This window comes from Bradyrhizobium sp. MV1.5, from assembly GCF_055807615.1.
On the sequence record NZ_JBVVPL010000007.1, the window covers coordinates 106,408 to 118,686 of the forward strand.

At 64.2% G+C, this 12,279-nt stretch carries 12 protein-coding genes; 2 read left to right on the forward strand and 10 right to left on the reverse strand.

Annotated elements, in window-relative coordinates:
* Positions 1-233: 233 nt before the first annotated feature.
* The 6 genes from AC0L2J_RS09430 to AC0L2J_RS09455 all read right to left on the reverse strand — a co-directional run bounded on the left by AC0L2J_RS09430 (position 234) and on the right by AC0L2J_RS09455 (position 6,805).
* Entirely contained in the window at positions 234-1,064 is an 831-nt protein-coding gene (locus AC0L2J_RS09430; protein WP_007608835.1) for an OmpA/MotB family protein, read from the reverse strand.
* A 23-nt stretch (positions 1,065-1,087) separates the two neighbouring features.
* Positions 1,088-1,861, reverse strand: a complete 774-nt coding sequence (locus AC0L2J_RS09435) for a motility protein A (RefSeq protein ID WP_007592499.1) — start codon at positions 1,859-1,861, stop codon at positions 1,088-1,090.
* A 351-nt stretch (positions 1,862-2,212) separates the two neighbouring features.
* Positions 2,213-2,932 carry an RraA family protein gene (locus tag AC0L2J_RS09440; RefSeq protein ID WP_473388969.1) on the reverse strand — a complete coding sequence of 240 codons (720 nt, stop codon included), beginning with the start codon at positions 2,930-2,932 and terminating at the stop codon, positions 2,213-2,215.
* Positions 2,933-3,099: 167 nt separating this feature from the next.
* Positions 3,100-3,981 carry a CDP-alcohol phosphatidyltransferase family protein gene (locus tag AC0L2J_RS09445; RefSeq protein ID WP_473388970.1) on the reverse strand — a complete coding sequence of 294 codons (882 nt, stop codon included), beginning with the start codon at positions 3,979-3,981 and terminating at the stop codon, positions 3,100-3,102.
* An 86-nt stretch (positions 3,982-4,067) separates the two neighbouring features.
* Positions 4,068-4,772, reverse strand: a complete 705-nt coding sequence (locus AC0L2J_RS09450; protein WP_256379932.1) for a phosphatidylserine decarboxylase — start codon at positions 4,770-4,772, stop codon at positions 4,068-4,070.
* A gap of 77 nt (positions 4,773-4,849) precedes the next feature.
* Positions 4,850-6,805, reverse strand: coding sequence for an ABCB family ABC transporter ATP-binding protein/permease (locus tag AC0L2J_RS09455; RefSeq protein WP_473388971.1), 1,956 nt, complete (start codon positions 6,803-6,805; stop codon positions 4,850-4,852).
* Positions 6,806-7,007: 202 nt separating this feature from the next.
* Here AC0L2J_RS09455 and AC0L2J_RS09460 point away from each other — a divergent pair, with 202 nt between their 5' ends.
* Positions 7,008-7,613 (forward strand): LOG family protein, encoded by a 606-nt coding sequence (locus tag AC0L2J_RS09460; protein WP_007608828.1) that lies wholly within the window; start codon positions 7,008-7,010, stop codon positions 7,611-7,613.
* On the opposite strand, the gene AC0L2J_RS09465 is transcribed toward AC0L2J_RS09460, so the two are convergent.
* From AC0L2J_RS09465 to cysS, 4 genes are all read right to left on the reverse strand, one after another.
* Positions 7,610-7,987 carry a VOC family protein gene (locus AC0L2J_RS09465; protein WP_473388972.1) on the reverse strand — a complete coding sequence of 126 codons (378 nt, stop codon included), beginning with the start codon at positions 7,985-7,987 and terminating at the stop codon, positions 7,610-7,612. The two genes, AC0L2J_RS09460 and AC0L2J_RS09465, sit on opposite strands and share 4 nt — an antisense overlap.
* 50 nt (positions 7,988-8,037) lie before the next feature.
* Complete coding sequence (gene cimA / locus AC0L2J_RS09470; protein ID WP_473388973.1) at positions 8,038-9,636, reverse strand: citramalate synthase; 1,599 nt, start codon at positions 9,634-9,636, stop codon at positions 8,038-8,040.
* Positions 9,633-10,142, reverse strand: coding sequence for a GNAT family N-acetyltransferase (locus tag AC0L2J_RS09475; protein ID WP_473388974.1), 510 nt, complete (start codon positions 10,140-10,142; stop codon positions 9,633-9,635). Before AC0L2J_RS09475 ends, cimA begins: the two co-directional genes overlap by 4 nt.
* Positions 10,143-10,257: 115 nt before the next feature.
* Entirely contained in the window at positions 10,258-11,640 is a 1,383-nt protein-coding gene (cysS, locus tag AC0L2J_RS09480) for a cysteine--tRNA ligase (RefSeq protein ID WP_473388975.1), read from the reverse strand.
* Positions 11,641-11,932: 292 nt separating this feature from the next.
* Here cysS and AC0L2J_RS09485 point away from each other — a divergent pair, with 292 nt between their 5' ends.
* The gene (locus AC0L2J_RS09485) at positions 11,933-12,238 is read left to right on the forward strand and encodes a hypothetical protein (protein ID WP_007592521.1); all 306 of its coding nucleotides are present in this window, start codon (positions 11,933-11,935) and stop codon (positions 12,236-12,238) included.
* Positions 12,239-12,279 lie beyond the last annotated feature (41 nt).

Genomic DNA, 12,279 nt, shown 5'->3' on the forward strand with positions numbered 1-12,279 from the left:
CTTTTGACGGTTCCGGCGCGCCTGTCAATTGGCACATCACCATAGCAGGCGCCGGGGCGGATGCTGTGACGGCACAGCAACGGTCGCCGCCCACGCGACGACATGCCTCAGGTAAGACGGTGGCACAAGAGCCCTGAGACTTTCCGTCCCCGACTGAAGGGGGATTGGCTCTACATCCTTGTTTTGTCGTGCTTTCTTCGCACGAAACGGGGTCCACTTCGCTCGAATGCGCCCTACGGCTTCAGATTCGGCGGCAGCGGCGGATCTTCGCGCATCAGGGTGATGGTCACCCGCCGGTTGGCCGCGAGCGAGGGATCGTCCGGAAACAGCGGCTGGGTGTCCGCCTTGCCGGAGACGGCAAAGACATGGGCGCCCGGCAGGCCCTCGCGTTCGAGAATCTGACGCACGGCATTGGCGCGGTCGGCCGACAGGTCGAAGGCGCCGTAGTCGCTGCGGGTCGGCACGAACCCAGCCGCGGTGTGGCCGGCGATGGAGACGCGCAGCGGCGTCGCCTTGAGCGGGACAGCGAGCTTCTCGATCAGGCGCCGGGTGCGGTCATAGGGCACTTTGGAGCCGTCGGCGAACATCGAGCGGCCGTCCTGGTCCACGATCTCGAGGTTGAGGCCCTGCTTGGTCTCCTCGAACATGATGTGCTTGGACATCTCGGTCAGTTCCGGCATGTCCTGCAGCGCCTGGCGCAGCGAGGCCGCCGCCAGTGCAAAATTGCGGTCGACCTTGATCTTCGCGCCCGACGTGCGGTCACGATCCTCCTGGTCCGGCGTCGGCGTATTGGAGGAGTCCTCAGGCTGAATGTGATCGACGTTCTTCAGCCGAGGGCGGGTCGGCAGCCCGTCGGACTCGACTATGCCGGAATAGCGCGCTTCGGTCTGGACACCGAAGGCGTCGCGCATGGAGCCCGCGACGACCTTCAGCTTGTTGGCATCCTGGGTCGAAAACGCGACGAGCATCACGAAGAAGCTCATCATCAGGCCCATCAGGTCGGCGAAGGTCACGAACCAGCCGTGACCGCCTCCGTGTGAATCGCCGCGCTTCTTCTTGGCCATATCTCAAACCCCGACGCGCGGCCTCAGGCCGGCACCGGCTCGCCTTCGGCGTGGCGGTGCTTCTCGGGCAGATAGGCCAGCAGCATTTCCCGGACCAGCGTCGGGCTCTTGGAATCGCGGATCATCAGGATGCCGTCGATGATCAGCGTGCGGTTGGTCTCTTCGTCCAGGAGCTTGCCATGCAGCTTGTCGGCGATCGGGATACAGAACAGGTTGGCGACCAGCGCGCCGTAGAGAGTGGCGAGCAGCGCGGTCGCCATGAACGGGCCGAGCTTTGACGGGTCGGTCATGTTTGCGAACATCTGCACCATGCCGATCAGCGTGCCGACCATGCCGAAGGCCGGCGCGCAGTCGCCGATCGCGCGGTAGATCTTGCTGCCTTCGTCCAGATGCATCAGGAAATTGTCGCGGTCGCGCTCGAGATTGTCGCGAATGAAATCGAGGTCGTAGCCGTCGGCGACGTAGCGGATGCCCTTGGCCAGGAACGGCTCGTCGGTCTCTACTTTTTCCAGCCCCACCGGCCCCTGCTTGCGGGCGATCTCGGCGATGCGGGCGAGCTCGTCGACCAGATCGTGCGCCGACAGACGGCTCATCGTGAAGGCAAACTTGGCGCCGAGCGGCAGGCCGTGGATCAGCGTCGAGAGCGGAAAGCGGATCATGGTCGCAGCGGTCGAGCCGCCGAAGATGATGATCATCGCATGCTCGGAAATGAACATGTGGAGATCGCCGCCCAGCAGCATCATCGTCGCGATGACGACAATGCCCGCCACGAGCCCGATGCTCGTCATGATATCCATGGGAGACTCCAACGCGAACGCAACAACGGCCGTCCTGGCCGATGGCGCGGCCCAACCCCGAACCGCATCGGAACCCTAGTGAGCCGCGATTAAAGACGCGTAAAGGTTAAGTTGAGCCGGCGCGCCTGGCGGCCGCAGCGCGCTGAAAGGCGCCGGCTTTTGCCGAGTGCCGACAGGGATTTCAATCTTTTGCTAACCATACGGCATCGCGCGCACCCCATCACTCAAGGCCGCGCGCGCGAAACCGTCGGCTGCGCTGCCGCGATGTTCGGCGAGCCGGACCGAACTGCCTTGTTCCTGACGGAACAGGGCAGCCTGCGAGCGGCGTCGTAGATCGTTCCAGTCCCGCCGTTAGTGAATCTCCGCCGAGCGCTTCAATGCAGCCTTCAACTTCTCCAGCGAGAAGTCGGGGCTGCGGGCGATCTCGAGGATCGGCGTCTCGCGGCGGCCGCAGAGCTCGGCGGCGTCGGGCAGCTTTGCGGCGATATCGTGCGGAATCACGATGGCGCCGTGCTGGTCGGCGTGGATCAAATCGTCCGACTTCACGGTCATGCCGGCAACACGCACCTCACCGCCAAAGCTCTCGGCATGCACCCATGCATGCGACGGGCCGATCGAGCCGGCCAGCGCCTGGAAGCCCGGTGCCCATTGCGGGATGTCGCGGATCGAACCGTCGGTGATGACGCCGAGGCAGCCGAGCGCCTTGTGCACGTTGCTCTGCACCTCGCCCCAGAACGCTCCGTAGCCGACGTCGGGACCGTCGATGTCCTGGATCACCGAGATGCGCGGACCGTGGCCGGTCCCGACATATTCGTAATATTCGATGCGACGCTTGGACTGCTCTTCCGGCGGCAGCGAATTTTTCAGCACCGAGCGGATCGCGACCGTGCGGGCGTAGCCGACGATCGGCGGCAGATCGGGGAATGGGCAGACCAATGGCTTGGTGGTGTAGCCGATCAGCCGGCGCTCGGGCGCCACGATCTCCATGGCATTGCAGATCGTCGGGGTGTCGTAGCGGCCCAGCGCTTCGAGGACGGAAGCGGGCAGCGGCCCGGTCGCGTTATTCGTCACGGCGTTCTCTCCCAGATTGGCGGCCGCTGTTGGCGCGGTGCCGCCTGCACCGGGCGATATAGCCGAGATCGGGCCTCAACCCAACTCAGGGCGCCTCATGGCAGATATCCAAGTCTTGCTGCTTAAGTGGCTTGGGCTCAGTGCCTCGCTGCTTGGTGCCTTGCCGTTCAGTGCAGCCGGTCGGGCCGGTCATCGTCCCGCGGCGGCTCCGACAGGTTTGTCAGCGTCGGTGCCGACGGCGGCGACGAGACCTCGCCTCCCGCCGGCGCGGTGGTTTCCAACGCGCGCGCCTGGTCGCGATAGGATTTGTAGCCGAGCGGCAAAGCGAGCAGATACAGCACCGTGCCGATCGACAGCACGTGCCAGGGATAGGCGATCAGGATCGCGATGAAGACGATCACTGCAACGAACGCAGGCAGCACCAGTTCGGGCGGCACGCGCATGCGCTTGGTCTTGCCGGAGAACACCGGCAGGCGCGACACCATCAAGAAGGCGATCAGCAGCGTATACGCAGCCGTTACCGCCGCAGGCAGCCGGCCGAGATCGAGGAACGCGACATAGATCGGCAGCAGCACCGTGATCGCGCCGGCCGGCGCCGGCACGCCGGTGAAGAAATTGGCGGCAAAGGCCGGCTTGTTGGGATCGTCCATAGTGGCATTGAAGCGCGCCAGGCGAAGGCCACCGGAGATCGCGAATACCATGGCGGCAATCCATCCGGCATTGCCAAGCTCGTGCAGCTGCCAGAAATACAGCATCAGGCCGGGCGCCACGCCGAAATTGACGAAGTCGGCGAGGCTGTCGAGCTCGGCGCCGAACTTCGACTGCCCCTTGATCATGCGCGCAATGCGGCCGTCGATGCCGTCGAGTGCCGCCGCGAACACGATGGCGTAGACCGCGAGCGACATCCGCCCCTCGATCGAGAGCCGGATCGAGGTCAGGCCGGCGCAAATCGCCAGCAGAGTGATGACGTTGGGCACCAGCATGCGCACCGGGATGGGGCGGAACCGCCGGCGGCGCACGTCTGGATCTCTAGAGTCGTAGGGCGTCATGGCTCGTCCTCACCTTGGGGCGAGATATAGCAAGCCGCGTTCCCCTCCGCCATTGCGGCGGAAGGCCCCTCAGGCCGACTTATTGGTTAATTGGAGCGGTAAGCGCGACTCGGGTCGTCTCCGGCGAGATCGGCCAGAATCGTCTCACCGGCGATCGCGGTCTGCCCTTCCGAGACCAGCGCCTTGGTGCCCAGCGGCAGATAAACGTCGAGCCGCGAGCCGAAGCGGATCAGGCCGAAGCGCTCGCCGGCGCCGATCGCCTGCCCCTCCTTGACGAAGCAGACGATGCGCTTGGCGACGAGCCCGGCGATCTGGATCACGCCGATCCGCGCCGTCGGCGTCGTGATCACCAGCGAGTTGCGCTCATTGTCCTCGCTCGCCTTGTCCAGCTCGGCATTGATGAACAGGCCGGGGCGGTAGGCGATACGGTCCACCCTGCCCGCGATCGGGCTGCGGTTCACATGGCAGTTGAACACACTCATGAACACCGAGATGCGCGGCAGCGGCCGGTCGCCGAGCCCGAGTTCGGCCGGCGGCAGCGCCATGGTGATCATCGAGACGCGGCCGTCGGCCGGCGACACCACGAGCCCCTCGCGCACCGGGGTCACGCGCACGGGGTCGCGGAAGAACAGCGCGCACCACACGGTCAGGATGGTGCCGATCCAACCCAACGGCGACCAAAGCCAGAACAGGACCAGGCTTGCCAGCGCAAAGCCGCCGATGAAGGGATAACCCTCCTTGTGGATCGGCGGGATCTGACGCTGGATCGAATCGAGAATGGACATCGCTATCTGCCGCTCAGGGTTGATGGCGCAGGTCGTCCCGCGCGGTGATGTTGTTTAGGCCAGAGTTGGGACCGGAGACAAGGTCACTCCGCCGCCGCAGGCGCCGCCAGAACATCGGCGACCGGCGGTGGCTCCCGATTGGGCGCTTCGCCGGAATCGGCCATCCTGGCCAGTTTCTCGCGCGCCGCCTCGGCCTCGCGCTGCCTGTTCCACATGCTGGCGTAAAGTCCCCCCTCCGCAAGCAGTTTTGCGTGGGTGCCGCGCTCGGCGATGCGGCCCTGGTCCAGCACGATGATCTCGTCGGCGCCGACGATGGTTGAGAGCCGATGGGCGATCACCAGCGAAGTGCGGTTCTTCGCCACGCGCTCGAGCGCGCCCTGGATCTCGTGCTCGGTGTGGGTGTCCAGCGCGGAAGTCGCCTCGTCCAGCACCAGGATCGGCGGCGCCTTCAACACGGTGCGCGCGATCGCGACTCGTTGTTTTTCGCCACCGGACAGTTTCAGGCCACGCTCGCCGACCTGGGTCTCGTAGCCTTTCGGCGCCATGCGGATGAAACGATCGATCTGCGCCAGCTGCGCTGCCTGCTCGACCTCGGCATCGCTGGCGTCCCAACGGCCGTAGCGAATGTTGTAGCGGATCGTATCGTTGAACAACACGGTGTCCTGCGGCACCATGCCGATGGAAGCGCGCAAGCTCGCCTGCGTGACCTCGCGAATGTCCTGGCCGTCGATCAGGATCTTGCCGCCGGAGATATCGTAGAGGCGAAACAAAAGGCGCGAGATGGTCGACTTGCCCGCACCTGACGGGCCGACGATCGCGACCGTCTTGCCGGCCGGCACCTCGAAGCTGATGCCCTTGAGGATCGGGCGCGCAGGCTCATAGGCAAAGCGCACGTCCTCGAAACGCACATTGCCCGCGGAGACCACCAGCGGCTTCGCGCCCGGCGCGTCCTTGATCTCGGCCTCGCGCCCCAGCACGTTGAACATCTTCTCGATGTCGATGATCGCCTGCTTGATCTCGCGATAGACCATGCCCATGAAGTTCAAGGGCTGGTAGAGCTGGATCATCATGGCGTTGACCAGCACGAAATCGCCGACCGTATTGGTGCCGTTGCGCACGCCGATCGCGCACATCAGCATGGTCGCGGTCAGCCCCAGCGTGAAAATCACGGCCTGCCCGGTGTTGAGCACGGCAAGCGAAGTGTAAGCCTGGACGCTCGACTCCTCGTAACGCGCGACCGATCGGTCGTAGCGCTGCGACTCGCGGGTCTCGGCGCTGAAATATTTGACGGTCTCGTAGTTGAGCAGCGAGTCGATCGCCTTGGTGTTCGCCTCGGTGTCGGCATCGTTCATCTTGCGGCGGATGCCGATCCGCCACTCGGTCGCGATGTAGGTGTAGTACATGTAGACCGCGACAGTGACGAGGGTCGCGAGCACATAGCGCCAATCGAACTGCCATAGCAGCACCGCCATCAGCAGCGAGACTTCGACGATGGTCGGGATCAGCTGCAGGATCACCATGCGTACGATGACCTCGATGCCCTCGCGGCCGCGCTCGAGCACGCGCGTCAGGCCGCCGGTCTTGCGCTCCAGGTGGAAACGCAGCGACAGCTCGTGCATGTGGATGAAGGTGATGGTGGCGAGCTTGCGCACCGCATGCATGGCAACGCGCGCGAAAATGCCGTCGCGCCATTGCGTCAGCACTGCCATCACGATGCGCATCACGCCGTAGCTGGCGGTCAGCAGCAGCGGCGAGGCGATCACCCAGAGGTGCCAATTGTCGGCCTGGACCGGCGCGGTGTTGGCGCCGGTCAGCGCGTCGGTCGCCCATTTGAAGCTGAAAGGAACCGTCAGCGTGATCAGCTTGGCGGCGAGCAGCAGCACCATCGACCAGACCACGCGCATCTTCAGGTCGAAACGGTCGCCCGGCCAGATATAGGGCCACAGATGCGCCAGCGTGCCCATCAGCGTGGCCCGCTCCAGCGGCCCCCCGGCGGGATCAGGAACGTTGGGGCCGGCGGGCGATTGAACTTGGTCCATCAAGAAGCCTGAAAAGCCCGTCGGATGCGGGCTGTGTTGCCATTAAGGATTTTCGTTTGTCATATAGAGCCTTACCGATGCCCATGCACCCCGCCAGATGGCGAATCTTCGATTGTTCGCCGCCGTTTACCGGTAGATTTCCGGAAGTCCCGAATCACCGATTGGGCTTGACGCCTCTTCGCTGCAATGCATCATGGCACCAATGAGCACGATCAAAACCGTCTGTGTCTATTGCGGCTCCGGCCCAGGAACCAATCCCCGTTTCACCGAAGGCGCCAAGGCGTTCGGCAAGGCGCTCGCCGAGAACAACATCCGCCTCGTCTATGGCGGCGGCTCGCTCGGCCTGATGGGTTCGGTCGCGACCTCCGTGCTCGATCACGGCGGCACCGTCACCGGCATCATTCCCGAATTCCTCCGGAAGCGCGAGAACGCGCTGACCCGCGTGCAGGAGATGATCGTCACTCCCGACATGCACGAGCGCAAGCGGCTGATGTTCGAGCGCTCCGACGCCTTCGTGGCGCTGCCGGGTGGCGTCGGCACGCTGGAGGAACTGGTGGAGCAGCTGACCTGGAAACAGCTCGGCCGTCACGCCAAGCCGGTGCTGCTCGCCAATATCGACAATTTCTGGGAGCCGCTGTTCTCGCTGCTGTCGCACATGCGCCAGACCGAGTTCATCCGCGCCGGCCTCTCGGTCGACATCCTCAAGGCCGATCGCATCGAGGAGATCTTGCCGAAGCTGAAGGCCGCCGTGGCACAGCTCGCTGACGCAGAAAAGCAGCTTGCCCCGGAAGTCGCGCGCAAGCTTTAGTCCGCTGGAAACGTCACCGCCTCGATCCGGTTGCCATCGGGGTCGACGACAAAGGCTGCGTAATAAGGCACGCGATCGTGCGGGCGGATACCCGGCGCGCCGTCGGACGCGCCGCCAGCGGACAGCGCCGCGGCGTGAAATGCATCGACCTCGGCGGTCGTCCTGGCCCGCAGGCAGATATGCACGCCGCTCTCCGGCGTGACGTGCGGCATGCCCTCGCGCAGATTGATCCAGAATTCGGGATAGGCCTTGCCAAAGCCGATCGTCCGCGGTCGCGTGACGACGCGCGTGAGCCCGAGCGCCCCGAGCGTTGTTTCGTAGAATTTTGCTGAGCGTTCGAGATCGCTGACGCCGACGGAGATGTGGTCGATCATGGGTCGCGCTTCCCCTCTCTCCTCGTCATTGCGTTCCTGGCGCCATGTCCCTACGCCGGCGCCCCCGACTTCACCAGCTTGTAGATCACCGAATCCATCAGGGCCTGGAAGGAGGCGTCGATGATGTTGGGGGACACCCCGACCGTGGTCCAGCTGTCGCCGTTCTCGTCCTCGCTCTCGATCAGGACACGCGTGACCGCGCCGGTGCCGCCGTTGAGGATACGCACGCGATAGTCGATCAGCGTCAGGCCTTCGATATATTTCTGGTACTTGCCGAGATCCTTGCGCAGCGCGACGTCAAGCGCGTTGACGGGACCGTTGCCTTCGGCCGCCGAGATCAAATGCTCGCCGGCAACGTCGACCTTGACCACCGCCAGCGCCACGGTGACGCGCTCGCCATGCGAATTGTAGCGCTGCTCGACATTGACGTCGAACTGTTCGACCTCGAAATAATGCGGCACCTTGCCGAGCGTGCGCCGCGCCAGCAGCTCGAACGAGGCGTTGGCGGATTCATAGGCATAGCCTTGCGCCTCGCGCTCCTTCAATTCCTCGACCAGCCGCGACAGCTTCGGATCGCTCTTCTCATAGGCGATGCCGGCGCGGTCGAGCTCGGCAATGACATTGGAGCGGCCGGCCTGATCGGACACCAGCACCTTGCGGTGATTGCCGACCAGCTCCGGCAAGACATGCTCGTAGGTCTGCGGATCCTTCAGCACGGCGGAGGCATGGATGCCGGTCTTGGTGACGAAGGCGCTCTCGCCGACATAGGCTGCATGACGGTTCGGCACGCGGTTGAGCATGTCGTCGAGTGTGCGCGACACCTTGACGAGGGTCGCAAGCTTTTCCGCCGTGACGCCGATCTCGAAAGCGTCGGCAAACTCAGCCTTCAGCTTCAAGGTCGGGATCAGCGAGCAGAGATTGGCGTTGCCGCAGCGCTCGCCGAGGCCGTTCAGCGTGCCCTGGATCTGCCGCGCCCCCGCGCGCACCGCGGCGAGCGAATTCGCCACCGCCTGCTCGGTGTCGTTATGGGCGTGGATGCCGAGATGATCGCCGGGGATGTGCTTCGCCACTTCGGTAACGATGGCCTCGATCTCATTCGGCATGGTGCCGCCATTGGTGTCGCACAGCACCACCCAGCGCGCGCCGGCTTCATAGGCGGCTTTCGCGCAGGCGAGCGCGAAACTGGAATCCTCCTTGTAACCGTCGAAGAAATGCTCGCAGTCGAGCATCACCTCGCGGCCGGCAGCCTTGGCCGCCGCGACGCTGTCGCGGATCGAGGCGAGGTTCTCCTCGTTCGTCGTCTCCAGCGCAACGCGCACCTGATAGGCCGACGACTTCGCCACGAAGCAGATGGCGTCGGCTTTCGCTTCGAGTAGACCGGCCACGCCGGGATCGTTGGAGACCGAGCGCCCCGCCCGACGTGTCATGCCGAACGCAGTGAAGCGCGCATGCGAAAACTTCGGCTTGGTGCCAAAGAACTCGGTGTCGGTCGGATTGGCGCCGGGATAGCCGCCCTCGACATAGTCGATGCCGAGTTCATCGAGCATCTGAGCGATGATTTGCTTGTCGGTCAGCGTGAAATCGACGCCATTGGTCTGCGCACCGTCACGCAGCGTGGTGTCGAACAGATAGAGGCGCTCCTTGCTCATTGCAGCGCTCCCGTCGCGGGTCCGCTGCCCAGCGTCTTTTGCATGGTGGTGTTGGCCAGCCACTCGTCGTTGACGGTGATGCTGTTGCGCTGCATGGCGACATAGCCGCGCTTGGCAAAAAAGCCCTGCGCGTTGTCGCTGGCATCGACCGTCAGCTTGTCGGCGCCGCGGCCGCCCGCAAGCTTTTCCAGCGCATCGACCAGCATGGTCGCCAGGCCCTGCCCGGCCACGGCCGGATGCACATAGAGCATGCGGACATGATCCTTGCCGCGCAGCGAGGCAAAGCCCACCGGTGATCCCTCCAGCGTTGCGATCAGCGTCAGGTCGGAGGCGAGCCCCTTGCCGAATTCTTCGTCCTCGGCTGCGGCCATCCAGGCCTGCTGCTGCGCTTCGCTATAGTCCTCGCCGGTCAGCTCTTCGATGCTGGCCGTGAAGATCGCGGCGAGAACCGGCACGTCCTCCGGCAGGAAGGGCCGCAAGCCGGGCTTTGGGAGTGCTTGTGCCATCGTCTTCACCACATCCCATAGAGTTTCAGCGCCAGCGCCACGGCGGCGCCGAGCAGCAGGATTTTCAGCGCGATGTAATAGAACCAGTGCCGCGGAAAAGGCGTGTCGGGCCGCTTCATCGTGCGACCTCCCAGGTCGTGCCTTCCTTGGAGTCCTTGATCGCAACGCCCATCGCGGCAAGCAGATCGCGGATACGATCGGACTCGGCAAAGTCCTTGCGCGCACGCGCCGCCGTCCGCTCCGAGATCAGGCGCTCCACTTCCTTGGCATCGACGCCGCTCGCCTGCTGCTTGCGTCCTTCCCACTGCGCGGCACTCTCGGAGAGAAAGCCGAGCAGACGCAACGAACCCGCGAGAGCACCAACGTCGCCGCCGCGCAAGCCATGCAGCGCCGCGATGGCCAGCGGCGTGTTGAGGTCGTCGAGCAGCGGCTCGATCACTGACGGGGCGGGCTTGCCGGGTACGACCTCAGCCGCAACCCGATACCAGTCGTCGAGCGTCCTGGCGCTCTCCTCCAGCGACTTCATCGTCCAGTCGATCGGCGAGCGGTAATGCGTCTTGAGCATATTCAGGCGCAGCACTTCGCCCGGCCAGTCGGTGAGCAGCTCATGGATGGTGATGAAGTTGCCGAGCGATTTCGACATCTTCTCGCTCTCGACCTGCAGGAAGCCGTTATGCATCCAGTAGTTCGCCATGCGCTCCCGATGGAAGGCGCAGCAGGTCTGCGCGACCTCGTTCTCGTGATGCGGGAACACGAGATCGATGCCGCCACCGTGGATGTCGAAGTGCTCGCCGAGATGCTTCCAGGCCATCGCCGAGCACTCGACGTGCCAGCCCGGGCGGCCCTGCGCGGCGACGCCGGCCGGTGACGGCCATGACGGCTCGCCGGCCTTGGACGGCTTCCACAGCACGAAGTCGGTGTTGCCCTTCTTGTAGGGCGCGACATCGATGCGGGCGCCGGCGACCATCTCGTCCAGCGAACGGTTGGACAGCGCGCCATAGCGCGGCAGCCCGGCATCGGCCGCGTTCATCGCCTGTGGCGAGAACAGCACGTGATCCTCCGCGACATAGGCGAAGCCGCCGGCGACCAACCGCTCGATGATCTCGCGCATCTCGCCGATATGCTCGGTGGCGCGCGGCTCGACGTTCGGCCGCAGCGCACCGAGTGCGTCGACGTCGGCGTGAAACTGCTTGCCGGTCTGCTCCGTGACTTTCCGGATCGCCTCGTTTAGCGGCAGGCCGGGGAAATCACGCGCTGCGCGGTCGTTGATCTTGTCGTCGACGTCGGTGATGTTGCGGACATATTTGACGTGCGCCTCACCGTAGAGATGGCGCAGCAGCCGGAACAGCACGTCGAACACGATCACCGGCCGGGCATTGCCGATATGGGCGAAGTCATAGACCGTCGGTCCGCAGACATACATGCGGACGTCCTTGGCATCGAGCGGCACGAAGGTGCGCTTTTCCCGGCTCAGCGTATCGTAGAGGCGCAATTCCATAAGGATACCCGTCGGCTGTTGGCCGGGCGTCCAGTGCTCTCAATGGTTTTGAGAAAAGACGGCTCCAGCCAGCGAATCGCTAGCTCGTAATCTCGCGGCAAATGGCGCAAATGACGAGGAGACCGTTCATGACGGAACATATGGGCTATGAGGCGGCCCCGCGTCAAGAGAGCCGCGAAAATGCCGTTTTATCTCCGCAATGCGCAGCCGCTACGGCTAGATGGTTCAGATCCTTAACCATTTGAGCCCATTCTGGAACTGGCAGTTCCTATTTTTTGCCCCCGGTGTTTTCATGCGATCATTGCTCGCGCTCATTTCCTGCGCCTCCATCCTTGTCGTTTCCAGCGCTCTCGCCGAGACCCGCGTCTTCATCATCCCCAACCAGGCGGATGGCTACGGCGTCGATCAGTGCCTGGCCAAAAGCGACAAATGCGGCGCGCAGGTCGCCCGCACCTACTGCCAGTCACGCGATTTTGCCCAGGCTTCGGCCTATCGCCGGGTCGATCCCGACGAAATTACCGGCTCTGTCCCCAAATCCGGCGCAAACTGCTCCCATGGCCATTGCGATGAATATGTCGCAATCACCTGCCAGCGCTGAATTCGCTCGGAACTGGCGTACCTTAGGCCCAATCGCTGGCC